The 22,230-nt window shown below is 72.0% G+C and carries 20 protein-coding genes; 9 read left to right on the top strand and 11 right to left on the bottom strand.

Going from position 1 to position 22,230, the window contains the following annotated elements; translation table 11 throughout:
* Complete coding sequence (locus ACVFI9_RS06655; RefSeq protein WP_474765263.1) at positions 1-1,338, top strand: DUF58 domain-containing protein; 1,338 nt, start codon at positions 1-3, stop codon at positions 1,336-1,338.
* A gap of 180 nt (positions 1,339-1,518) precedes the next feature.
* On the opposite strand, the gene ACVFI9_RS06650 is transcribed toward ACVFI9_RS06655, so the two are convergent.
* Positions 1,519-2,514, bottom strand: a complete 996-nt coding sequence (locus ACVFI9_RS06650) for a stage II sporulation protein M (RefSeq protein ID WP_474765262.1) — start codon at positions 2,512-2,514, stop codon at positions 1,519-1,521.
* Positions 2,515-2,531: 17 nt separating this feature from the next.
* Here ACVFI9_RS06650 and ACVFI9_RS06645 point away from each other — a divergent pair, with 17 nt between their 5' ends.
* Entirely contained in the window at positions 2,532-3,374 is an 843-nt protein-coding gene (locus tag ACVFI9_RS06645) for an RDD family protein (RefSeq protein ID WP_474765261.1), read from the top strand.
* A 109-nt stretch (positions 3,375-3,483) separates the two neighbouring features.
* Here ACVFI9_RS06645 and ahcY read toward each other — a convergent pair whose 3' ends face one another.
* The 4 genes from ahcY to ACVFI9_RS06625 all read right to left on the bottom strand — a co-directional run bounded on the left by ahcY (position 3,484) and on the right by ACVFI9_RS06625 (position 7,361).
* Positions 3,484-4,962 carry an adenosylhomocysteinase gene (gene ahcY, locus ACVFI9_RS06640; protein WP_474765260.1) on the bottom strand — a complete coding sequence of 493 codons (1,479 nt, stop codon included), beginning with the start codon at positions 4,960-4,962 and terminating at the stop codon, positions 3,484-3,486.
* A gap of 70 nt (positions 4,963-5,032) precedes the next feature.
* Positions 5,033-5,659: a hypothetical protein gene (locus ACVFI9_RS06635; RefSeq protein ID WP_474765259.1), complete on the bottom strand. Its 627-nt coding sequence runs from the start codon at positions 5,657-5,659 to the stop codon at positions 5,033-5,035.
* A gap of 56 nt (positions 5,660-5,715) precedes the next feature.
* A complete protein-coding gene (locus ACVFI9_RS06630) occupies positions 5,716-7,149 on the bottom strand; it encodes a phosphomannomutase/phosphoglucomutase (protein ID WP_474765258.1) in 1,434 nt (477 codons plus the stop codon).
* On the bottom strand, positions 7,146-7,361 hold the full coding sequence (locus ACVFI9_RS06625) for a DUF3499 family protein (protein ID WP_474765257.1): 216 nt from the start codon (positions 7,359-7,361) through the stop codon (positions 7,146-7,148). Before ACVFI9_RS06625 ends, ACVFI9_RS06630 begins: the two co-directional genes overlap by 4 nt.
* A gap of 45 nt (positions 7,362-7,406) precedes the next feature.
* On the opposite strand from ACVFI9_RS06625, the gene ACVFI9_RS06620 reads away from it, so the two are divergent.
* On the top strand, positions 7,407-7,847 hold the full coding sequence (locus tag ACVFI9_RS06620; RefSeq protein ID WP_474765256.1) for a hypothetical protein: 441 nt from the start codon (positions 7,407-7,409) through the stop codon (positions 7,845-7,847).
* Between the two features lie 64 nt (positions 7,848-7,911).
* On the opposite strand, the gene ACVFI9_RS06615 is transcribed toward ACVFI9_RS06620, so the two are convergent.
* The 5 genes from ACVFI9_RS06615 to ACVFI9_RS06595 form a co-directional block, all read right to left on the bottom strand.
* Positions 7,912-9,363: a DUF5719 family protein gene (locus ACVFI9_RS06615; RefSeq protein ID WP_474765255.1), complete on the bottom strand. Its 1,452-nt coding sequence runs from the start codon at positions 9,361-9,363 to the stop codon at positions 7,912-7,914.
* A complete protein-coding gene (locus tag ACVFI9_RS06610) occupies positions 9,353-12,418 on the bottom strand; it encodes a glycosyltransferase (RefSeq protein ID WP_474765254.1) in 3,066 nt (1,021 codons plus the stop codon). Before ACVFI9_RS06610 ends, ACVFI9_RS06615 begins: the two co-directional genes overlap by 11 nt.
* Before the next feature lie 160 nt (positions 12,419-12,578).
* Positions 12,579-12,899: a WhiB family transcriptional regulator gene (locus ACVFI9_RS06605; protein WP_474765253.1), complete on the bottom strand. Its 321-nt coding sequence runs from the start codon at positions 12,897-12,899 to the stop codon at positions 12,579-12,581.
* 259 nt (positions 12,900-13,158) lie between these two features.
* Entirely contained in the window at positions 13,159-14,127 is a 969-nt protein-coding gene (gene galE / locus ACVFI9_RS06600) for a UDP-glucose 4-epimerase GalE (RefSeq protein WP_474765252.1), read from the bottom strand.
* 98 nt (positions 14,128-14,225) lie between these two features.
* Positions 14,226-14,375, bottom strand: coding sequence for a hypothetical protein (locus ACVFI9_RS06595; protein ID WP_474765251.1), 150 nt, complete (start codon positions 14,373-14,375; stop codon positions 14,226-14,228).
* 85 nt (positions 14,376-14,460) lie between these two features.
* Between ACVFI9_RS06595 and ACVFI9_RS06590 the strand changes: the two genes are divergently transcribed.
* Entirely contained in the window at positions 14,461-15,417 is a 957-nt protein-coding gene (locus ACVFI9_RS06590) for a GlxA family transcriptional regulator (RefSeq protein WP_474765250.1), read from the top strand.
* 19 nt (positions 15,418-15,436) lie between these two features.
* Here the strand turns inward: ACVFI9_RS06590 and manA are convergent, their stop codons facing one another.
* Positions 15,437-16,684 carry a mannose-6-phosphate isomerase, class I gene (gene manA / locus ACVFI9_RS06585; RefSeq protein WP_474765249.1) on the bottom strand — a complete coding sequence of 416 codons (1,248 nt, stop codon included), beginning with the start codon at positions 16,682-16,684 and terminating at the stop codon, positions 15,437-15,439.
* Positions 16,685-16,805: 121 nt separating this feature from the next.
* On the opposite strand from manA, the gene ACVFI9_RS06580 reads away from it, so the two are divergent.
* The 5 genes from ACVFI9_RS06580 (at position 16,806) to ACVFI9_RS06560 (ending at position 22,216) form a co-directional block, all read left to right on the top strand.
* Positions 16,806-18,167, top strand: coding sequence for an O-antigen ligase family protein (locus ACVFI9_RS06580; protein WP_474765248.1), 1,362 nt, complete (start codon positions 16,806-16,808; stop codon positions 18,165-18,167).
* Positions 18,164-19,465: an O-antigen ligase family protein gene (locus ACVFI9_RS06575; protein ID WP_474765247.1), complete on the top strand. Its 1,302-nt coding sequence runs from the start codon at positions 18,164-18,166 to the stop codon at positions 19,463-19,465. The genes ACVFI9_RS06580 and ACVFI9_RS06575 overlap by 4 nt, the downstream gene beginning before the upstream one ends.
* A gap of 85 nt (positions 19,466-19,550) precedes the next feature.
* Positions 19,551-20,159 (top strand): acyltransferase, encoded by a 609-nt coding sequence (locus ACVFI9_RS06570; RefSeq protein ID WP_474765246.1) that lies wholly within the window; start codon positions 19,551-19,553, stop codon positions 20,157-20,159.
* Positions 20,160-21,236 (top strand): DegT/DnrJ/EryC1/StrS family aminotransferase, encoded by a 1,077-nt coding sequence (locus ACVFI9_RS06565; RefSeq protein WP_474765245.1) that lies wholly within the window; start codon positions 20,160-20,162, stop codon positions 21,234-21,236.
* A complete protein-coding gene (locus tag ACVFI9_RS06560; RefSeq protein ID WP_474765244.1) occupies positions 21,236-22,216 on the top strand; it encodes a Gfo/Idh/MocA family protein in 981 nt (326 codons plus the stop codon). Before ACVFI9_RS06565 ends, ACVFI9_RS06560 begins: the two co-directional genes overlap by 1 nt.
* The last annotated feature ends 14 nt before the right edge of the window (positions 22,217-22,230 follow it).

The following is a 22,230-nucleotide window of genomic DNA, read 5'->3' as shown; positions in this document are numbered from 1 at the left end:
ATGGCGGTCACCGGTCGGTTCGTGCTCCTGGTCGCGCTCGGCGTCGTCCCCGTCGTCGCCGCGGGCCTGTCGGGTGCGGACGCCGCCTGGCTCGCCCTCGTGGGCTGGCTGGCGCTCGCCCTCGGCGCGGGCGCCCTCGACCTCTCGCTCGCGGCGTCGCCGCGGCGGGTGGCGCTGAGCCGGGAGTTGCCCGACCGGGTGCGGCTGGGCGAATCGGTCACGGCGGAGCTCGCGGTGCAGAACCTGGGCGGGCGGATGCTCCGCGCCGTCGTCCGCGACGGCTGGGAACCCTCGGCCGGCGTGGCGGGCGCCAACCGCACGTCGCTCAGGGTGCCGCCCGGCGAGCGGCGACGGATGACCCTGCAGCTCACACCGTGGCGGCGCGGCGACCGCCGCACCGAGCAGGTGACGATCCGCTCGGCCGGCCCGCTCGGGCTCTGGAGTCGCCAGGCCACCCTCGCGGCGCCCGGGCGCCTCCGGGTGCTGCCGCCGTTCCACTCCCGGGCGCACCTGCCGTCGCGCCTGACCCGCCTGCGCGAGATCGACGGGCGCACGCCGCTGCTGATCCGCGGACAGGGCACCGAGTTCGACTCGATCCGCGAGTACGTGCGCGGCGACGACGTGCGCTCGATCGACTGGCGGGCGACGGCGCGGCACGCCGATCCCGAGGTTCCGGGGAACATGAAGCTCATGGTGCGCACCTGGCGTCCCGAGCGCGACCGGCGCATCGTCATCGTCGCCGACACGTCGCGGACCGCGGCCGCCCGCATCGCCGACGAGCCGCGGCTCGACACCGCCTGGGAGTCGGCGCTGCTGCTCGCCGCGCTCGCCTCGCACGCGGGCGACCGCGTCGACTTCCTCGCATGGGACCGCCGTCTCCGCGGCCGCGTGCACGGGGCGAGCGGTGCGGAACTGTTCGCCCGCATGGTCGACACGATGGCCGGCATCGACGCCGAGCTCATCGAGGCCGACTGGACCGCCGTGCCCGGCCAGGTGCGTCGGGTCACGAGCCGGCACGCGCTCGTGGTGCTGCTCACCGCCGCCGACTCGCCCGGAAGCGCGCGCGGCCTCCTCTCGGTGCTGCCGCAGCTCACGGCGCGGCACACCGTGATCGTGGCCTCGGTCGCCGACCCGGCGCTGGTGGCCGCGTCCCGCGAGCGCGGCTCCCTCGACGAGGCCTACCGCGCGGCCGCCGCCGAGCGTGCGCTCCTCGACGGCGAGCGTGTCGGGGCGGCCATCCGTCGGCTCGGCGCCATCACCGTGTCGGCGGCGCCGCAGGAGCTGCCGCCCGCCCTCGCCGACCGCTACCTGGAGCTCAAGGCCACCGGCCGGCTCTGAGGCCGCGCGCACGCGCCACACCTCCGCGCCTCGCCCGCCGCGCGCACGCGCCACACCTCCGCGCCTCGCCCGCCGCGCGCACGCGCCACACCTCCACACCTCCGCGCCACTCCGGTGCCCTCCACGCCACGCGAAGTGGCAGAGCGGGCGCGCTCGTGGCGCAGTCGGCCCGGCTCGGGGTCAGCCGGCGGCGATGCGGGCGGCGCCGGCGTCGAACTCGACGAGGTCGCCGGTCTCGCCGGCCCGTGCCGCCCGGCCGCCGAGCACGATCATGTAGGCGAGGAAGCCGGCCAGTGCGACCGCCCCGATGCCGATCTTCACGGGCCACGGCCACGGCGCCGGGGTGACGAAGCCCTCGATGAGCCCCGAGACGAAGAGGAAGAAGACAAGCCCGATCGCGACCGAGAAGAGCGAACGGGCGTCCTCGGCGAGCGCGACCCCCCGTGTGCGCGGGCCGGGCGCCACCCACGCCCAGAAGATGCGGAGGCCGGCGGCGGCGGCCACGAACACGCACGTGAGTTCGAGCAGGCCGTGCGGGGCGATGTAGAGGAAGAAGGTGTCGGCCTCATCGAAGGCGAACATCACCGCGGCGGTCATGCCGAGGTTCTGCGCGTTCTGCAGGATCACGTACGGCACCCACACACCGGTGATGCCGAACGCGACGCATTGCGCCGCGATCCACGCGTTGTTCGTCCACACGGCGCCCGCGAACGAGGCCGCGGGGTTCTCGGAGTAGTAGGCGACGAAGCCCTCCTCGGCCAACTGGCGCAGTTCTCGTTCGCTGCCGAGGGTGGCGAGCACGCGGGGATCGCCGCCGATCCACCAGGTGTAGAGCGCCGCCACCGCGAAGGTGACGACGGCGACGGCGAGGGTCGGCCATCGCAGCCGGTACAGCGCGGCGGGCAGGCTCACGACGACGAACCGCGTGAACTGCCGGAGCGGGTTCTCGGGTGCGCCCGTGAACCGCAGCCGAGCCCGCGCGAGCGAGATCGAGAGACGATCACCGAGGGCGGTCGAGCCCGCCGTCGTCTGGACGAGCGAGAGGTCGGATGCCGCGCCCTGATACCGCTCGATGAGCTCATCGGCGCCGGGGCCGCCGAGCCGCCGCGACCGCGAGAGCGCGTCGAGCCGGTCCCAGTCGTCGTGGCGGGCGGTGGCGAGCGCGTCGAGGTCCATCTGCTTGAATACTACCCATGGCCGACGCGACCGGGACCCTGAGCCGGGCCGCCCGATTCGACGACGAGGGGGTCGTCACCGGCGAGGCCGTGACCCTCGACGTCCGCCCGGCGAGCGCGCTCATCCGGGCCGGCGGCGCTGCGATCGACGTGATCGTCACGATCGTGCTCATGCTCGGGCTGCTCTGGGCGCTGTCGGGAGTGCCGGTCGACGAGGCCGCGGCGCGCGCCATCATCATCGGCGGCCTCGTGTTCTGCATCGTGGTGCTGCCCACGGCCGTCGAGACGGCCTCGCGGGGACGGTCGCTCGGCAAGCTCGCGCTCGGCCTGCGCGTCGTGCGCGACGACGGCGGCGCGATCGGGTTCCGGCATGCGTTCATCCGCGCGCTCACGGGCGTCATCGAGATCTACCTCACGCTCGGCGGCCTCGCGGTGCTCGTCGGGTTCCTGAATCCGTCGTCGAAGCGCCTCGGCGATCTGCTCGCGGGCACCCACTCCCAGGTCGAGCGCGTACCGAGGCTGCCGCAGACGGCGTTCGGGGTGCCGCCCGAGCTCGCCGGCTGGTCGACCGTGGCCGACGTCGGGCGACTGCCGGATCCGGTCGCGCGGCGCGTCGCCGCGTTCTTCGGCAATGTCGAGCACCTCACCCCGCAGAGCCGTGGCCGCGTCGCGGCTTCGCTCGCCGCCGAGGTGACGCCCTTCGTGTCACCGGTGCCGGATGCCCCGCCCGAGCTGTTCCTCGCGGCGGTCGTCGCCCTCCGGCGCGACCGCGACCTCGCGGCGCTCGCGATCGAGGACCGTCGCATGGCGGCGCTCGCGGCGCAGCTCACCACGAAGCCGCTGGGGTTCCCCGAGCGTTGAGGCGCGACATCCGCGCCGGTTCCGCTCGATGAGCCGGTGACGGCGAGCCCGCCCTTCGACAGGCTCCCCTCCACAGGCTCCCTTCGACAGGCTCAGGGAGCGACGCGACTCAGTACCGGTAGTGGTCGACCTTGTACGGACCTTCGACGGGCACGCCGATGTAGGCCGCCTGCTCGGGAGTGAGCTCGGTGAGCTCGACGCCGAGGGCGTCGAGGTGCAGCCGCGCCACCTTCTCGTCGAGGTGCTTCGGCAGCACGTACACGCCCACGGGGTACGCCTCGGGTCGCGTCCACAGTTCGATCTGCGCCAGCACCTGGTTCGCGAACGAGTTCGACATGACGAACGACGGATGCCCCGTCGCGTTGCCGAGGTTCATGAGACGTCCCTCGCTGAGCACGAGCACGCTGCGGCCGGTGGGCAGGCGCCACTCGTGCACCTGCGGCTTGATCTCGATGCGCTCGGCACCCGGCAGCGATTCGAGGCCGGCCATGTCGATCTCATTGTCGAAGTGGCCGACGTTCGCGACGACCGCGAGGTGCTTGAGACCGAGGAGGTGCTCGACGCGCACCACGTCCTTGTTGCCGGTGCCGGTCACGAGGATGTCGATCTCGCCGATCACCGACTCGAGGCGCGACACCTGATAGCCGTCCATGGCCGCCTGCAGCGCGTTGATCGGGTCGATCTCGCTCACGATGACGCGTGCGCCCTGTCCGCGGAGGGCCTCGGCGGCGCCCTTGCCCACGTCGCCGTACCCGGCCACGAACGCGACCTTGCCGCCCATGAGCACGTCGGTGGCCCGGTTCAGGCCGTCGGGAAGCGAGTGGCGGATGCCGTACTTGTTGTCGAACTTCGACTTCGTCACCGAGTCGTTGACGTTGATGGCGGGGAACAGCAGCTCGCCCTTGGCGTGCAGCTCGTAGAGGCGGTGCACGCCCGTGGTGGTCTCCTCGGTGACGCCCTTGAGCTCGGCGGCGATGCGCGTCCACCGGTCGGGGCTGAGTTCGAGCGAGCGGCGCAGGGTGTCGAGGACGACGCGGAACTCGTGGCTCGTGGCATCCGTCGCGTCGGGCACCGTGCCTGCGGCCTCGAACTCGCGACCCTGGTGCACGAGCAGCGTGGCGTCGCCGCCGTCGTCGAGGATCATGTTGGGGCCGATCCAGTCGGCTCCGGATGCCGCGGCCTCCGCGCTCCAGTCGAAGATGCGGTCGGTGCACCACCAGTACTCCTCGAGGGTCTCGCCCTTCCAGGCGAAGACGGGCACGCCCTTGGGATCGTCGGCCGTGCCGTCGGGGCCGACGACGACCGCCGCGGCCGCCTCGTCCTGCGTCGAGAAGATGTTGCAGCTCGCCCAGCGCACCTGCGCGCCGAGCGCGACGAGCGTCTCGATGAGCACCGCGGTCTGCACCGTCATGTGCAGGCTGCCCGCGATGCGCGCCCCGGCGAGCGGCCTGGACTCGCCGAACTCGGCGCGGAGCGCCATGAGTCCGGGCATCTCGTTCTCGGCGAGGCGCAGCTGATGGCGGCCCGCCTCGGCGAGCGAGAGGTCGGCGACCTTGTACGGCAGGGCGGTGGTGACGGCGGCATCCATGCCGACCATTCTGTCAGGTGGGCGTGTTCCGGCTGCGGTCCACCCGGAAATCGTGGTCACGACGTGGCGTTCAGCCGCAGAGCTCCGACGGGAGGATCGGCTGGGCCGACGACGCCATCAGGACGATCTGGTCGTCGAGGGTCCAGAAGACCATCCACCCGTCGCCGTCCTCGACGGCGTACGTGGTCGAGTTGTTGCTCACCCCGTTCGGCTGGATGCCGGGGTACGCGGCCTGGAGTTCCTCAGCGTCCATCCCCAGCTCCACGCCCTCGGTGGTCGCCGGAGATGCGGTGTCGACCGATGCGTCCCACTTCGTCACCTGAAGCAGCACGATGTCTGAGCCGGCCTCGGCCGTCACGACCGTCAGCGGTGCGAACCCGTCGGCCACGAGCGAGTTCACGGAAGGATTCGAGCATTCGATCGTCTCGGCAGCGTACGGTCCCGCCGCGGGCGTCCCGGCATCGAATGCCGCACCGAGGCGCAGCGGCCCGATGCCTGCGCCGTCGATGATCCACGTACTCGGGTCTTCGGGATCCTGGGTCGGCTCTTCAGCGCTCGGGATGGGGGTCGGCGAGGAGGTCGGCGACTCGATCGAGGACGGGCTCGCCGGCACCCCGTCGGATGCGCCGGCGGCGCAGCCGGTCAGTGCGGCACACAGTGCGACCACGAGCGCGATCCGCGCGGAACGAGTGTTCAATCCAGGCCCCTTCTTCACTTCGCCCTCTCGGGCCAGGCACGGATGACCCTCTCGGGTCAGGCGCGGATGAGCGCGAGCACCTCGTCGCGGATCGCCGCCATCGTCGAGGCATCCTCTCCCTCGACGTTGAGCCGCAGCAGCGGCTCGGTGTTCGAGGGCCGCACGTTGAACCACCAGAACGGCTCGTCGCCCGCGGTGACGCCCGTGACGGTGAGCCCGTCGAGCTCGTCGAAGTCGCCTCGACCCGTGAACGCGTCGACGATGCGGGTGTAGGCGGCCGGGATGTCGGCGACGGTCGAGTTGATCTCGCCCGAGAGGGCGTAGGGGTCGAACCGTGCCGCGAACGCGGAGAGCGGGGCATCCTGCGCGCCGAACTCGGCGAGCACGTGCATGGCGGCGAGCATGCCGTTGTCGGCACCCCAGAAGTCGCGGAAGTAGTAGTGCGCCGAGTGCTCGCCGCCGAAGACCGCCCCGGTCTCCTTCATGCGGTCCTTGATGAGCGAGTGGCCGACCCGCGTGCGCACCGCGAGCGCCCCGGCCTCCTCGATGGTCTCGGGCACGATGCGCGAGGTGATGAGGTTGTGGATCACGACGACGTCGTGCTCGCCCGCCGCCCGAACGCGCTCGATCTCGCGCAGCGCCACGATCGCGGCGATCGCCGACGGCGTCACGGCCTCACCGCGCTCGTCGACCACGAAGCAGCGGTCGGCGTCGCCGTCGAAGGCGAGCCCGAGGTCGGCACCGTGCTCGACGACGGCGCGCTGCAGGTCGACGAGGTTGGCGGGTTCCAGCGGGTTGGCCTCGTGGTTCGGGAACGTGCCGTCGAGCTCGAAGTAGAGCGGCACGATCTCGAGGGGCAGCGCGGGAAGGCCTGCGGCCTCGCCGAGCACCGCCGGAACGGTGAGTCCGCCCATGCCGTTTCCGGCGTCGACGACGACCTTCAAGGGGCGGATGCCGCTGAGGTCGACGAGTGAGCGGAGGTGCGCGGCGTAGTCGGCCAGCACGTCGGCCTCGGTGACCGAACCGGCGGTAGCGGCATCCGCGATGCCCTGCTCGACATAATCGGCGGCACGGTCGCGGATGGCGGCGAGCCCCGTGTCGAGCGAGATGCCCTGTGCGCCCGCACGCGAGAACTTGATGCCGTTGTAGGCGGCGGGGTTGTGGCTCGCCGTGAACATCGCCGCGGGCGCGTTCAGCGACCCCGAGGCGAAGTACGTCTCGTCGGTCGAGCAGAGGCCGATCGAGACGACGTCGGCACCGCGGCGGGTGGCGCCGCGCGCGAAGGCGGCCGCGAATCCGGGCGAGGAGTCGCGCATGTCGTGCCCGACGACGACCCGGTCTCCGGCCGCGCCGACCTCGTCGACGAAGGCCGCGCCGAGCGACTCCACCGTTTCGTCGGTGAGGCCCTCCCCCACGATTCCGCGGACGTCGTAGGCCTTCACGATGGCGTCGAGGCGCGCGCGAGCCTCGGATGATGCAGCGGGATTCACGCCTTGAAACCTACCCCACCGAGTGACACGTGCCGCACGATCTGCCAGCCGACGGGCGCCGAGGTGCGCTCGGCATGGCGTGCGCAGAGGTCGTAGCCGTGCGGCTCCCGCGCGACGGCGAGCGGCCCGAGCACGGCCATCGAGTCGGCGTAGTCGAAGGTGAGCGTCGCGACCGCCTCGGCGGCGCATGCGGTGCGCGAACAACGTCTCATGGCTCCACCAGAGTAGCGACGGGCGGGGACATTACGATGGAAGGCATGCCTCGATCCCGTCGTGTCGCGACGCCCCGTTCCCCCCGGCGACTCGCACGGGACCGGCACGGGCGCGGCATGCGCTCGGCCGTGACCGGCCCGCACCTCGAGCCGCTGCGCACGCGGCTCGACGAGTTCGACTTCACGATCGCCACGACCGCCGCGTACCTGCGCGGGCTCTGGCCCGAACTCGAGGGCGTGGTGTTCGAGGTCGCGCAGGGTCCGGCCGAGGCGATCCACGGCGACCACATCGACCGGTGGAAGGTCTGGCACGACGAACGCCGCATCACGTTCTACCGCCTCCCCATCGTGCGGTTCCTGCGGCTCCAGGAAGGCGAGGACCGCGACGAGAAGCTGCTCATCGAGAGCTGCGTGTTCCGCGCCGTGGCCGAGCTGCTCGACAAGGACCCGTGGGAGCTCGCACCGGGGCGCTACCGCCACCTCTGAGCAGCGCGCCGCCGCGAGGAGTGCCGTCGGTGCGCAGCGCCAGCGCAGCTCAGTTCGACGCAGCTCAGCGCGGATACACCCGGATCGGCGAGTCGAGCGGGCTCGGCGGCTGCACGCCGAACGATGCCAGCCCGTCGTCGCCGGCGAACGAAACGGTCGCGTGCAGCCCCTCGGTGCCGGTGAGCACGACGGATGCCCCTGCCCCGAGCGACACCGAGGCCGCCCCCGCCGGCGGCACCGTGACGACCTGCTCCGATCCGCCGCTCACGACCGTGACCTCGGCCCCCGCCTCGGCGTCGGGGTTCACGAGGTGGAGCGTCGGCGACGGCCCGCGGGGCACGGCGACCACGGCCGCCTCGAGGAGCGGCGCCGTGGCGACCGTCCATGCGAGATCCGAGGGCGCGGAGGCATCCGTCTCGCCCTCGGCGCCGCCGACGGTCGCGCGCGCCGCGGCGACGACCGGCGCGTCGGCCTCGATGCGGATCGTGTACGTGCCCGCGTCGAGCACGCCGAGCGGCACATCCACGACCCGTCCGGGCTCGAGCGCCGCCTCGATCGTGTCCCCGCCCGATCCCGACTCGGGGACGACGCCGATGGAGACGTCGACCGTCTCCTCGCCGGGCGCGTACAACCGGACGATCGGATGGTCGTCGCCGTCGGCATGGTCTTCGGTCGCCTCGACCCCGCCCGCCTGCGGCACCACGACTCCGGGGATGACCTGACGGGTCGACGGCGCCGCCGTCCCGCCCGTGAGCTCGATGCCCGCCGGCGCGAGCCCGACGACGACGGAGTGCTCGAGGCTCGCGGCAACGGCTCCGCCCGCGCTCGTGACGTGCACCACGGGCGAGGTGAGGTTGGGGGCGAGGCCCGCGAGCGGGAGGACGCGCTGCGTCCCGGGGGGCACGGTGATGCCGAGCGCGGACGGTGCTTCGACGGGGCCGGTCTCGCCGATCACGCGCAGGTCCACGGTCGCGGCGACCGCCGAGGGGTTCGAGAGGAGCACGACTCCGCTGCGGCCGAGGTTCGTCGCGCCCGCGACGAGCCACGATTCGGCGACGGCCTCGGCGCACGCCGCCGCGGTGAAGCCCGCCAGGGTCTCGCTCCCGACCGACTGCGACTGGGCGCCCGCGAGCATGCCGGCGTCGACGCCGCCGGGCTCCGCGGCGATGGCGACCGGCGTGCCGTCCTCGGCGGCCCGCGCGTTGGCCGGCGCGGCGAGCGGCACCTGCTCGAGCGGAACGCCCGAGGGCTCGGTCGCCGTCACCAGCTCGGCCGGGCCGACGGATGACACCGCGGTCGCCGCCGCCGGGTCCTCGCCGAGCGCGAACAGCGGACCGGGACAGACCCGCAGCTGCCGGCTCTCGGCGGGCTGCACCTCCTGGGAAGCCACCTCGACCCGGTACTCGGGCCAGGGCACGAGCGCGGCCGCCGCGACGCTGGCGACGGCGATCGCCGCCCCGGCGACCAGGGCGAGCACACGCACGCCGATGCGGACGAGCTTGCGATCAACGGCCATCGTCGTCTCCTTGCCGCTCGTTGCCGCGGCCCGAATCCACGTCGCCGTCCACGTCGGCGTCGGCGTCGGTCACGGTCGGGGCCGGGTCGTCGGAGGTCTCAGCCGAAGCGCCGACGTACGGGGCGACGGCGGCCTCCGCAGCCTCCGGATCCACGGCGGCGGCCCCGGCGTGCGCGGCATCCGCGGCCGGCACGACGGGCTCGGGGGTCTTCGGGCGTCGTCGCGTCGGGATCCGCCACGCGGGCCGGCGACGCGGCGGACGGCGCACGGGGCGACGGTCCGCCTCCCGTCCGGCTCCGGTCGGGATCGAGAGCAGCAGTGCCGCGCCGATGACGACGAGCTGCGCGATCGTGATCACGGTGGCGAGCCAGCCTCCCGCATCGGCGGGCACACGGGCGGCCGCGGCATCCGGTTCGGCCTCGACGAACCTCCAGAGCCCGCCGAAGTCCGTCTCACCGACGGCGACGAGCGCCGGGTTGCCGTCGAGGGCGGTGCGCGCTCGCTCCTCGGCCTGCGTCGACTCGCGCCCGTCGTCGGCAGGAGGTGCGAGCAGCACGAACGCCACCCCGAACTCCCGCACGGCGGCTTCGGGGTCGAACCCGCTTCGCGAGGCGAGGTTGCCGGCGATCGTCGCGAGCTCCTCTTCGTCGCCGGTCAACTGCGCGCGCGTCTGGTGCAGCGTGGACTGATCGTCGAGGGTGACCCCCGTGCCATGCTCGAGGGTGGCACGGATGCCGCCGTCGGGCTCGGGCTCCATCCGCAGCGTGGTGATCCGCGGATCGGCTTCGGCCCGGGCGACCACGTAGGCGGGGAGGCTCCGCTCACCCGCCGGGCGCAGCGGCACGGCACCGGTCGCGAGCGCGACGACGGACGGAACGATGGCGACGATCGTGAACACCGCGACGACGGCCGAAACGACGGCCGCGCCGCGGCGCAGCGCGTGGAGGAACGCGATCGCGGCGAGGATGAGTCCGAGCCAGGCGAGGCTGAGCCCGGCGCCCGACCAGATGGGGACGGTCTCATCCCCGACCGTGGCCACCGAGATCCTGGTGGCGGCGACCGCGGTCGCGTATCCGGCGAGCGCGGTGGCGAGCGTGAGCACGGTGCGGCGGACGTCGGAGGTGAGCACCGCCGCGAGGGCGGCGAGCACGAGCGGCACCAGGAGGGCGGAGGCGACCCACCGGGGGTCGAGCGGCGTGACCGCCCGCACGATCTCCTCCCAGCCGCCCCATCCCCCAGCCGGGAGTCCCAACGCGAGCTGCCAGGCCGTGGGTATGGGACCGACGACCGGCACGCCCGGGTCGGCGAGGAGCGCGAGCGGCGTCCCGCGCCCGACCTGCTCGACGACGAGCGGCAGCGCGAGCACGAGCGCGGGAATGGGGAGGCCGACCAGCCGCACGGCGGCGCGGCCGCTCACGGCGAGCGCGACGAGCCATCCGAGCACCAGCGCCGGGGCGAGGCTCGGCGCAGCCGCCACGACCGCAGCGAAGAGCAGCGAAGCGGTGGCCGCAGCCGCCCACGAGGTCGCCGCACCGAGCGCCGCGAACGCGAGCCAGCCGAGCAGCACGTGCGCGAGGACGGCTCCCGACCGCCCCTCGGCGAGCGCGCTCAGGAACATCGGCGCCACGGCCCAGACGATGGCGGCGAGCGCACGGACGGAGCCTCGTTCGGTGAGCCGCGATGCCGCGAACCAGACGCCCATCGCCGCGGCCGGCATCGCGATGAGCCAGAGCAGCAGCACGGCGAACGACGGCGACCAGAAGGTGAGGGAGCCGAGCACGGCGAGTGCTCCGGCGAACGGGTCCGCGGCCCCGACGAATCCGGTGCCGATGTCGCGCCAGCCGTAGGCGGCATTGCGCCAGAGCTCGGCGAACCCCGAGAGCGGGAGGAGGCCGCCACCGCCGACTCCGGTGGAACCGATGAGCCAGGAGAACAGGCCGACCGATGCGACGACGGTCGCGAGCAGCACCCAGCCGCCGCCCGCCCCGAGGAACTGGAGTTCCTCGGTGCGTCCGCGAGCTCGCACCCTCCTGGCTTCGGCGGCGGCCTGGCGTCGCCGGCGGGCCTCGTCGGGTTGCAGGCGCAGCGGCGCGATCGACGACCATCCGGTGCTGCGGGATGCCGCGAGCACGCGACGCGCGCGGCCGACCCGCCCCAGCGCGAACATCGTCGTCAGGGCTGCCGCGAACTCCCCGACGATCGCGCCCGGCCGCTTGACGAGCAGGTGCCGGACGGAGCGGAGCAGGGCGAGCGGGAGGAAGCTGAGCCAGTGCAGGGGCACCAGGGCTGCCAGCGCGTACACGAGGCGACGATGGAGCTCCGCAGCCCGGGCCGCCCGAGAACCGCGGCGCGCCGTGCGCCCGCGGCCGCCGCCCTCGGGGCCGGCGATCCCGTCGGCGGCGAACCGCACCCTCGCCTCGGGGACGACGGCCACGCGGTGGCCGGCCAGCCGCGCACGGATCCCGAGATCGAGGGCGTCGTCGACCGTGGGAAGACCCGGGTCGAAGCCGTCGAGCGCGCGCCAGACCGTGTGCCGCACGAGGATCGCCGCCGGGTCGAGTCCGAGGACGTCGCTGAGTCGGTCGTGCTGCCCCTGGTCGAGTTCCCCGGCGACGACCGGGACACTGCGACCCATGCGCGTCACGGTGCGGCCGAGCCCGGCGATGCGCTCGGATTCGTCCCACTCCAGGAGCTTCGGCCCCGCAACCGCGACCGACCGGGCCGTCTCGAGGGTCGCCGTCAGGGCGGCGAGCGCGTCGGCGTCGGGTGCCGAGTCCTCGGCGAGGAGCCAGAGCGCGTCGGCGTCGGAGGTCGGGGCGTCGAGCGTGCGGTCGGCCGTGCGGATCGCCTCACCGAAGCTCAGCGCCTGCTGCAGCTCCACGACCTGCGTCGCCCCGGCCGCGCCGATCTGCTCGCGGGCCAGTGCGTCGGCGGCGGTGAGCACGACGACGAGCGCGTCGGGTGTCCGCACCTGCGCGCGAATCCCCTCGAGCGTGCGTTCGAGGTGGTCGCCGCCGTGGCGAACGACGAGGACGGCGGTGACTCTGGGGAACATCGGGGCCAGCCTAAGCGGCGCTCAGCGCGGCATCCGCGACCCCGCCGGGCGTGCCACGAATCGGAACGACGGCATCGGCACCCTGGCCGGCATGCCTCGGCGGGCGGCATCGGCACGCGACCTCGACCCGGTGCGGGCGGGCGCCCGCACCGGGTCGACGTCACACTGCGCGCTTGCGGAGCTTGCGGCGCTCGCGCTCGGAGAGCCCGCCCCAGATGCCGAAGCGCTCGTCGTTGGCGAGTGCGTACTCCAGGCACTCGCCGCGGACTTCGCAGCCCGTGCAGATCTTCTTGGCGTCGCGAGTCGACCCGCCCTTTTCAGGGAAGAACGCCTCGGGATCGGTCTGTGCACATAACGCGTCGCTCTGCCATGCCAACGGATTCTCGTCGGCAGCCCCCGGACGAACCCCCGGAACGCCCAGTCTCACCGGATCGACGAACCAATCGTCAGGTACTCCAGAACGATATTCAGGATTGCCCATATCGTCTCCCACCCAGTTGTACCGACCACCCAGAGGGTGTGTCATGACCAATTACACCGGTGTAATTCGTGAGAGTCAAGTCGCAGATCGTAAACCCTCAAGCGCCTCTCGAGGCTTCAACGCGCGCGCGACACGCCGACGGTGTTCCGCAGACGTTACATTCTCGATCGCGCCGGATGTCATCCCCCAGTGCGAGGGACACCGGGAGAGGTCGGCGGCGCACCCGAGATGACGACGTCGAGCTCGGAGAACCCCGGGCTCAGACGACGGATGCCGCGCGCCGCGCCTCCCAGGCACTCTCGACCATGTCCGTCAGCGTGTGCCGCATGCGCCAGTCGAGGTCGCGCGCCGCGAGTTCGCCGGAGGCCACGATGCGAGCGGGGTCGCCGGGGCGGCGCGGGCCGATCTCGGGAGTGAACGCGATGCCCGTCACCGCGGCGACCGTGCGCATGATCTCGCCCACGGAGACGCCGTCGCCCGAGCCCAGGTTGTAGACGGGCTCCACGGGCTCCCCCGCGTCGAGACGTCGTGCCGCGACGACATGCGCGGCGGCGAGGTCGCCGACGTGGATGTAGTCGCGCACGCACGTGCCGTCGGGCGTCGCGTAGTCGTCGCCGTTGATGCGCGGCGTGCGGCCCTCGATGAGCGCGTCGAACACGAGCGGGAAGAGGTTGTGCGGGCTGACGTCGTAGACCTCGCTCGTGCCCGAGCCGACGACGTTGAAGTACCGCAGGCTCGTGTGCCGCAGGCCGGCCGCGCGACCCTGGTCGGCGATGAGCCACTCGCCGATGAGCTTGGACTCCCCGTACGGCGACTCGGGATGACGCTGGGTGTCCTCGGTGACGAGATCGACGTCGGGCGTGCCGTAGACGGCTGCGCTCGAGGAGAAGACCATGCGGTCGACTCCGGTGGCCTCCATTGCGGCGAGGAGGGTGGCCGTGCCCGTGACGTTCTGGTGGTAGGTGTGCAGGGGACGACTGACGGAGACGCCCGCGTACTTGAACCCGGCCAGGTGCACGACGCCCTGCACGCCGTGGCGGCGGATGGCGGTCTCGAGCAGTTCACCGTCGAGGATGGTTCCCTGCACGAAGGGGGTGGCCTGCGGCAGGAAGGAGTGCCGGCCGCTCGAGAGATCGTCGACCACGACCGTGTCGATGCCCTGCTCGGCGAACGCCCGTACGACGTGGGCGCCGATGTACCCGGCCCCTCCGGTGACCATCCAGCTCATGTTCCCGCTCTCCGCGCGGGGCCGCTCCCCGCGCTCACTCGATCGTAGTGATCGGGCGCGGGAGCGGGATCACGGATGGCGCTGGCGGGACCGCCGGCTCAGACGGACCGGGTCGGCAGGTTCTCCGCGTGCCGGTTGCGGTCGCGGATCTCCGGCCGTCCGTATCCGTCGCCCTCGAGGCGCAGCACGGTGGCCAGCACACCCCACACGGCGAGGCCGGCGATGAGGAGGAAGACGAGTGTGTTCATGGCAGTAAATGTACGCCTTGCGAGATCCTGCCGGTAGTGGCAGAGTGGCCCCTGATCGATTCTTTTCTGCCATTCGGAGGATCTCGTGCTCCAGACCATCGCCTGCCTGGCCATCCCGCAGATGGCGCCCTTCGAGTTCGGTGTCATCTGCGAGGTGTTCGGCATCGACCGTACCGAGCACGGCGGGCCCACGTTCGACTTCCACGTGGTGGCTGCCGACCCCGGCCCCATCCCCACGAAGCTCGGCTTCGACATCCTCGTCACCGAAGGCCTCGAGTTCGCCTACGAAGCCGACCTGGTGGCCGTGCCGGCCTCGCTCATCGACACGCCGCCCGACGAGCGGGTGCTCGACGTGGTCCGGCACGCGGTGGACCGCGGCGCCTGGGTGCTCTCGGTCTGCTCGGGGGCCTTCACGCTCGGGCACGCGGGCGTGCTCGACGGGCGCCGGGCGACCACGCACTGGATGTACACCGACAAGATGGCGCGCACCTTCCCGAAGACCGAGGTCGACCCCGATGTGCTCTTCGTGCAGGACGGCAAGGTCGTGACGGGCGCGGGTACCGCCGCGGGCATCGACGCCGCACTGCATGTCGTGCGCACCGAGCTCGGGGCCAGTGCGGCCAACATCGTGGCCCGCCGCATGGTGGTGCCGCCGCAGCGCGACGGCGGCCAGTCGCAGTTCATCCAGACCCCCGTGCCCGACCGCGGCAGCGACTCCTTCGCCAAGGTCACCGAGTGGATGCTGGAGCACCTCGACCAGGACCTCACCGTCGACCTGCTCGCCCGCAAGGCGCTCATGTCGCCCCGCACCTTCGCGCGGCGGTTCCGCGCCGAGACGGGCACCACGCCGAACGCCTGGCTCAACCGCCAGCGCCTCCTGCGCGCCCAGCAACTGCTGGAGGAGACCTCCTTCACGCTCGAGGAGATCGCCCGCGAGACCGGCTTCGGCGCGGCCGCCGTCATGCGGCACCACTTCCTCAAGGTGCTGCAGACCACGCCCACGCAGTACCGGCGGCTGTTCGGGGTGCGCGCGGCCGGCTGACCGGTCCCCGGCCGCCGAATCAGTCGACGGATGCCACGGTGGTGCCGGTCGTCGCCACCCACGCGATGCCGTCGCCCTCGATGACGAGCGCCCGCTCGTCGGGCGTGACGTACACCGCGGCACCCCTCGCGAGGCTCGCTCCCCCGGACGCGCCATGGACGCGCAGGGCACCGGCCTCGGCGAGCACGATCGCCGGCCCGTCGATGACGACGCGCGCGGCATCCGACCCCGGCTCCGCACGGTAGAGCACGAAATCCGGCACGTCGGGACGGAACGCCACCACGCCGGGCGCGACCGGCTCGGGTGCCAGCCGCGGCGGGTCGACCGGCGTGAAGTCGAGCACCTCCACGAGCTCGGCGACGTCGATGTGCTTGGGCGTCAGCCCGCCGCGGAGCACGTTGTCGCTCGCCGCCATGAGCTCGATGCCGAGCCCGTCGAGGTAGGCGTGGATGTTCCCCGCGGCGAGGTAGAGCGCCTCGCCGCGGTGCAGCCGGACCCGGTTGAGCAGCAGCGAGATCACGATGCCCGGATCTCCGGGATACGCGTCGGCGAGCGCACCGACGGTCTCGAAGGACAGCGCATACGCCGAGCGCCGGGCTTCGTCGGATCCGGCGAGCGCGGTCACCCGCTCGACGACCCACGCGGCCTCTCCGGTGTCTTCGCCGCGCCCGTCGCGGAGGAGCCACTCCACGGTGTCGCGCAGCGGTTCGGCGCCCGAGAGGTGCTGTTCGAGCAGGTCGAGGGCGCCGGACTCGGGCGCCGGCGAGGCGGCATCCGCAGCCCTGAGCACGCCGAGGATGTCGCGGACCTCGCCGAGCGGACGGAACCCCGACAGGGCCTCGAACGTGTCGCTCAGCGCGACGATGAGCTCGGGCTTGTGATACTCGTCGCGGTAGTTGCGGTCGTAGGCGTCGATGGGAATGCCGTCGGCCTCCTCGCGCGCGAAGCCCGCGCGCGCCTGCTCGGTGGTCGGGTGCGCCTGCAACGACAGCGGCGCCCCCGCCGCGAGCAGCTTCAGGAGGAACGGCAGCCGCGCACCGCGGGCGGCCTGCTCGGCGCCCAGCGCGCGCTCGGGCTCTGCGGCGATCCACGCCGCGAGGTCGGCCTGGTCGACGGATGCCCCGCCCACGACTCGCGCCGGCGAGCCGGCATGTGCTCCGAGCCACAGCTCCGCCTCGGGTCCCCCGGAGGGCGTCACCGCACGGAACTCCGCGATCGCCGTCGTCGATCCCCACGCGTAGTCGCGCGGGGTGTTGTCGATCGCCATGAACATGCTCGATGGCCCCCTTCCGGACGTCGCTCCAACCTAGCAAGGGCGACGTGGCGCCCCCGCGTCGTCGCGGCATCCGTCATCTTCCGGCAACCTCGCGCGCGATAGCCTTGGACGCATGACCCCAGGCCGGCGCCGCTCCCTGATCGGCGCGTACGCGACCTTCGCCATCTTCACGGCCCTCGCGGGACAGTTCTGGCGGAACCTCCTCGGCTGGTGGGGCTTCGGCGCGATCGCGCTGCTCGTCATCGTGGCGGCGGTGGCGATCGTGATCGCCGAGCGGCCGACGTGGCAGTGGCGCCGGGTGCCGAAGTCGACGATCGCGTTCCTCATCCTCGCCACGGTCTCGATCGCCTGGTCGGCGTACCGCCCGGAATCGGCGATCGCCGTGCTCATCACGCTCGCAACCACGTTCGTGGCCGTGACGCTCGTTCTCGTGCTGGGCTGGTCGCGGTTCGTGCGCTGCCTCGCGGGGGCCGTCAAGTGGATCCTCGCGCTCTCGCTGGTGTTCGAGCTCGTGGTCGCGACCTTCGTGCGCCACCCCGTCATCCCCTTCTTCCCCGACTTCGACCCCGAAGAGGGCAAGCTGCCCATGGCCTTCTACTGGTCGAGGGCCCTCCTCTTCGGAGGCGGCCCCATCGAGGGGATCGTCGCGAGCCGCAACCTGCTCGGCATGATCGCGCTGCTCGGGCTCATCGTGTTCGGCACGCTGCTCGCCGCCGGCAGCGTACGGCGCGCCCAGGGCGTGGGCTGGCTCGTCGTCGCGGGCGTCGTCATGGTCCTCACGCGATCCGCGACCGTCATCCTCGTCGCGGTGGTCGTGCTCATCGCGCTCGGGTTCGCACTCTGGGCGCGTCGGGCGGGGCCCGACCATCGTCGCGGCGTCTACTGGGCGGCGGGTGGCGCGCTCGTGGCATCCGTCACGCTGCTCGTGGTGTTCTGGCAGCAGCTGCTCGCCGCCTTCGGCAAGAGCGAGGACGTCACCGGACGATTCGACATCTGGGGCGCCGTCATCGGGCTGGCGGTCGAGCGACCCTGGTTCGGCTGGGGGTGGATGAGCTACTGGGCGCCATGGGTTGAACCGTTCGACGGGCTCGCCGTGCGCAAGGGCGTGCAGTACCTGCAGGCGCACAACGCGTGGCTCGACGTGTGGCTCCAACTCGGCGTCATCGGGGTCATCGCGTTCGCATCGATCGTGATCGGGGCGCTCTGGCGATCCTGGTTCCTCGCCGTCGACCGGCCGGTGGACCCCACGGGGCGGCCGCTCCCCCACTCGGCCGCCGCGCTCGCGCCGCTCCTCCTGCTCGTGGCGCTCGCTGCGCAGAGCCTCGCGGAGAGCCGCATCCTCATCGAAGGCGGCTGGCTGCTGCTCATCGTGATCGCATGGTCGACGAAGCAGCGGCAGTGGACGCATGAGCCGCTGCCCGCCGAACAGCCGCCACTGCCAGCCCGACGCCGACGACCCGAGGAAGCCCGGTGATCGCGAGCCTGCTCCGCGACTTCGTCGGTTCCGCCCGCTTCGCGCAGGCACTCACGCTCCTCGCGGTCGGGCTCGCATTCTCCACCCACGCCATCCGGAGCCTCATCGGCTGGCCCGGCCTGCTGGCCGCCCTCGCGGGCCTGCTCGCCCTCTGCGGCCTCTCGCTCATCGCCCGGTGGCGCGCCGTCGAATGGTACGGGATCCTGCCGATCACGATCCTCGTGTTCGTCGGCTGGGCTGCGGCATCCGTGCTCTGGAGTGCGCCGGGCGCCGCGGCCCCGGGAACGACCGCGACCCGCGTGCTCTACCTCGTCGCCTTCGCGTTCCTCGGGATCTACGTCGCCCTCATGCGCGACACCATCCAGATCGTGCGGGCGTTCGGGGACGTCATGCGGATGCTCCTCGGTGTCTCGCTCGCACTCGAGATCCTGTCGGGCGTGCTCCTCGACGTGCCCATCGCGTTCCTCGGCATCCAGGGCAACCTCGCGGGGCTGGGTCCGATCCAGGGACTGTTCGGCTCGCGGAACCTCTTCGGGTTCGTCGCGCTCGTCGCCCTGCTCACCTTCATCGTCGAGTGGCGAACGCACATCATGAAGCGGGCGGTCGCGATCTCGTCGGTCGTCCTGGCCTCGGTGTGCATCGTGCTGGCGGGCTCCCCCACCACGTGGTCGGCACTCGGCGCTTCGCTGCTCGCCCTCGCCGCGCTCTACGGGCTGCGCCGCGCCAGTCCCGCCAACCGCTGGCGGTGGCAGCTGGCCCTGCTGGCCGTGGCGGTGGTCGGGCTCATCACGGCCTGGATCTTCCGCATCCGCATCATCGAACTCCTCGACGCCAGGGCCGAGTTCGACGTGCGGCTCGACGTGTGGCGCGAGCTCAGCCGGTACCTCAACCACAACCCGTTGCAGGGCTGGGGCTGGGTCGGCACCTGGCCGGATGCCGCTCCCTACACCTGGATCGGGCTGGCCACCGGACGCCCCCACGCGTCGGCGCTCAGCGCGTACATCGACGCGTACTTCCAGATCGGCGTGATCGGTGCAATGGCGTTCATCGCCCTCGTCGGGGTGGCGCTCGTGCGTTCGTGGCTGCTCGCGTCGAGCCGGCGCAGCGTCGTCTACGTGTGGCCGGCGCTCATGCTCGTCGTCATCGCGGTGACGAGCTTCGCCGAGAGCTTCGCGCTCGTCGACGGCGGATGGCTGCTGCTCGTGGTCTGCGCCGTGAAGGCCGCGCGGGACATGAGCTGGCGGGATGCGCTCGCGGCGGGGCGGCCGCCGGTTCCGGCGGTGGAGCGCATCGAGTGAGCGGGTGCGCGCGGATTGGAAGGGCACGTCGTTAGCGCCTAGGATGATCGGGTTCGTTACCGCAGACCTGAATATCGGAGACTGGATGAACTCGCGTGTCGACCATATCCACGCAACGGCCGACGTCGCAGAATCCGCGTCGATCCCATCGAGTTCGAAGGTCTGGCACTACGCCCAGGTACGTGAAGATGCCGTGCTCGGCGAAGGCTGCGTGATCGGGCGAGGCGCCTACATCGGAACCGGAGTGCGGCTCGGCGACCACTGCAAGGTCCAGAACTACGCGCTCGTCTACGAACCGGCCGTGCTCGAGGACGGCGTCTTCGTCGGCCCGTCGGTCGTGTTCACGAACGACCAGTACCCCCGAGCGGTGAACCCCGACGGATCGCTGAAATCCGCGTCCGACTGGTCGCCCGTCGGGGTGCATGCGTCGACCGGCGCGTCGATCGGTGCGGGCAGCGTGTGCATCGCCCCGGTCACCATCGGTCGGTGGGCGCTCGTGGGCTCCGGCTCGGTGGTGGTCAAGGATGTCCCCGACTTCGCCGTCGTCGTCGGCAACCCCGCCCGCCGCGTCGCATGGGTCGGGCGCGCAGGGCGACCCCTGGAGCAGCAGCCCGACGGACGTTGGCGCTGCCCCGAGACGGGCGACATGTACGAGGAGACCGGTATTGACACGCTCATCGAGGTGGAGAAGTAGATGATTCCCGCAGCACGCCCCATCATCGGAGACGAGGAGCGAGAGGCCGTCGACCGCGTCATGCGCAGCGGCATGCTGGCCCAGGGCCCCGAAGTCGCCGCCTTCGAGTCCGAGTTCTCGGCCATCGTCGCGGGCCGCCACAGCATCGCGGTCAACTCCGGTACGTCGGCGCTGCACATGGCGTTCATCGCCGCCGGAATCGGTGCGGGCGACGAGGTCATCGTGCCCTCCTTCAGCTTCGCCGCGACCGCGAACGCGGTGGCGCTCGCCGGCGCGACCCCGGTGTTCGCCGACGTCGAGGAGGACCACTTCTGCCTCGACCCCGAGTCGGTCGAGTCGATGATCACGCCGAGGACCCGGGCCATCATGCCCGTGCACCTCTACGGTCACCCCGCGGACATGCCGGCCTTCACCCGCATCGCCGAGCAGCACGGCCTCATCCTCTTCGAGGACGCCGCACAGGCCCATGCCGCGTCCATCGACGGCACTCCGGTCGGCGCATGGAGCACGGCCGCCTCGTTCTCCTTCTACCCGACCAAGAACATGACGAGCGGCGAGGGCGGCATGGTCACCACCGCGTCGGACGAGATCGCCCGGAACGTCCGCCTGCTGCGCAATCAGGGCATGGAGAAGCGCTACGCCAACGAGATCGTGGGCTTCAACACGCGCATGACCGACCTGCACGCCGCGATCGGCCGGGTGCAGCTCACGAAGCTCGCGGCGTGGACCAGCCAGCGGCAGCAGAACGCCGCGTTCCTCAGCGAGCACCTTCGCGGGGTCGTGACCCCCCCGATCGCCGCAGGTCGGACCCACGTGTTCCACCAGTACACGGTTCGCGTCGTCGACACCGATCGCGATGCGTTCGCCGCGGAACTCGCGGAGCGGGGCGTCGGAAGCGGCGTGTACTACCCCACACCGATCCACGAGCTGCCGTCGTTCGGCCAGTCGCTCGAACTTCCGGTGACGGCCCGTGTGGCGGCCCAGTGCCTCTCGCTCCCCGTGCATCCCTCCCTCAGCGAGGGCGACCTCGAGACGATCGTCTCGGTCGTCAACGCCGTGGCGAAGGCGGGCTCCTGATGCTCCGTGCCGGGGTGGTCGGACTCGGCGTGATGGGGCGGCATCACAGCAGGGTCCTCGCCTCGCTCGAGGGTGTCGAGTTCGCCGGCGTGTACGACCCGGCTCCCGCCGTCCCGGCCACCATCGAGGGCCGAGACGTCATCAAGGAGCTCGAGGCGTTCCTCGATCTCGGCCTCGACTACTGCGTGGTCGCCGCCCCGACCATCTACCACCTCGATCTGGGCCGCACGCTCGCCGATCGCGGCGTCCACGCACTGATCGAGAAGCCGGTCGCATCCGACTCCGAGTCCGCCAGGGAGCTCGAACGGGTCTTCAGTGCGGCCGGGCTCGTCGGTGGCGTCGGCCACATCGAGCGGTTCAATCCCGCGCTGCAGTCGATGCGGCAGCGGCTCGAGGACGGGTTGCTGGGCGAGATCTACCAGATCGCGACGCGTCGGCAGGGCCCCTTCCCAGGGCGGATCGCCGACGTCGGCGTCGTCAAGGACCTCGCCACCCACGACATCGACCTCACCGCATGGGTGAGCCAGCAGGACTACGTCACCGTTAACGCGCGCACCGCGCATCGCAGCGGCCGCCAGCACGAGGACCTCGTGATCGCCGTCGCGACCCTCAGCAACGGCACGATCGCCACCCACACCGTCAACTGGCTGAGCCCGTTCAAGGAGCGCACGACCGTGGTGACCGGTGAGAACGGCGCCCTCGTCGCCGACACGCTCACCGCCGACCTGACGTACTTCCAGAACGGGGTCGCGCAGAACTCGTGGGACGGGGTCTCCTCCTTCCGCGGCGTCTCGGAGGGCGACGTGATCCGGTTCGCACTCAACAAGCGCGAACCCCTGAAGACGGAACACGAGGCCTTCCGCGACGCCGTCCTCTCCGGCGAGACGGGGGGCATCGTGACGCTCTCCGAGGGCACGAAGGTCGTCGAGATCGCCGAACAGTTCGTCGCCGACGGACTCCACCACAAGCTCCAGCCGTAGTGAGAAGCAGGCAG

The sequence above is a fragment of the Agromyces sp. NSFZ genome, assembly GCF_056156205.1.
This window is presented reverse-complemented; position numbering and strand designations above follow the sequence as displayed.

What these genes read in the sequence shown, in the direction of transcription:
- ACVFI9_RS06655 (WP_474765263.1), top strand. Translation starts at nt 1, where the DNA reads ATGGCGGTCACCGGTCGGTTCGTGCTCCTGGTCGCGCTCGGCGTCGTC.
- ACVFI9_RS06650 (WP_474765262.1), bottom strand. Translation starts at nt 2,514, where the DNA reads ATGGACCTCGACGCGCTCGCCACCGCCCGCCACGACGACTGGGACCGG.
- ACVFI9_RS06645 (WP_474765261.1), top strand. Translation starts at nt 2,532, where the DNA reads ATGGCCGACGCGACCGGGACCCTGAGCCGGGCCGCCCGATTCGACGAC.
- ahcY (WP_474765260.1), bottom strand. Translation starts at nt 4,962, where the DNA reads ATGGATGCCGCCGTCACCACCGCCCTGCCGTACAAGGTCGCCGACCTC.
- ACVFI9_RS06625 (WP_474765257.1), bottom strand. Translation starts at nt 7,361, where the DNA reads ATGAGACGTTGTTCGCGCACCGCATGCGCCGCCGAGGCGGTCGCGACG.
- ACVFI9_RS06620 (WP_474765256.1), top strand. Translation starts at nt 7,407, where the DNA reads ATGCCTCGATCCCGTCGTGTCGCGACGCCCCGTTCCCCCCGGCGACTC.
- ACVFI9_RS06615 (WP_474765255.1), bottom strand. Translation starts at nt 9,363, where the DNA reads ATGGCCGTTGATCGCAAGCTCGTCCGCATCGGCGTGCGTGTGCTCGCC.
- ACVFI9_RS06610 (WP_474765254.1), bottom strand. Translation starts at nt 12,418, where the DNA reads ATGTTCCCCAGAGTCACCGCCGTCCTCGTCGTTCGCCACGGCGGCGAC.
- ACVFI9_RS06605 (WP_474765253.1), bottom strand. Translation starts at nt 12,899, where the DNA reads ATGGGCAATCCTGAATATCGTTCTGGAGTACCTGACGATTGGTTCGTC.
- galE (WP_474765252.1), bottom strand. Translation starts at nt 14,127, where the DNA reads ATGAGCTGGATGGTCACCGGAGGGGCCGGGTACATCGGCGCCCACGTC.
- ACVFI9_RS06595 (WP_474765251.1), bottom strand. Translation starts at nt 14,375, where the DNA reads ATGAACACACTCGTCTTCCTCCTCATCGCCGGCCTCGCCGTGTGGGGT.
- manA (WP_474765249.1), bottom strand. Translation starts at nt 16,684, where the DNA reads ATGGCGATCGACAACACCCCGCGCGACTACGCGTGGGGATCGACGACG.
- ACVFI9_RS06580 (WP_474765248.1), top strand. Translation starts at nt 16,806, where the DNA reads ATGACCCCAGGCCGGCGCCGCTCCCTGATCGGCGCGTACGCGACCTTC.
- ACVFI9_RS06570 (WP_474765246.1), top strand. Translation starts at nt 19,551, where the DNA reads ATGAACTCGCGTGTCGACCATATCCACGCAACGGCCGACGTCGCAGAA.
- ACVFI9_RS06565 (WP_474765245.1), top strand. Translation starts at nt 20,160, where the DNA reads ATGATTCCCGCAGCACGCCCCATCATCGGAGACGAGGAGCGAGAGGCC.
- ACVFI9_RS06560 (WP_474765244.1), top strand. Translation starts at nt 21,236, where the DNA reads ATGCTCCGTGCCGGGGTGGTCGGACTCGGCGTGATGGGGCGGCATCAC.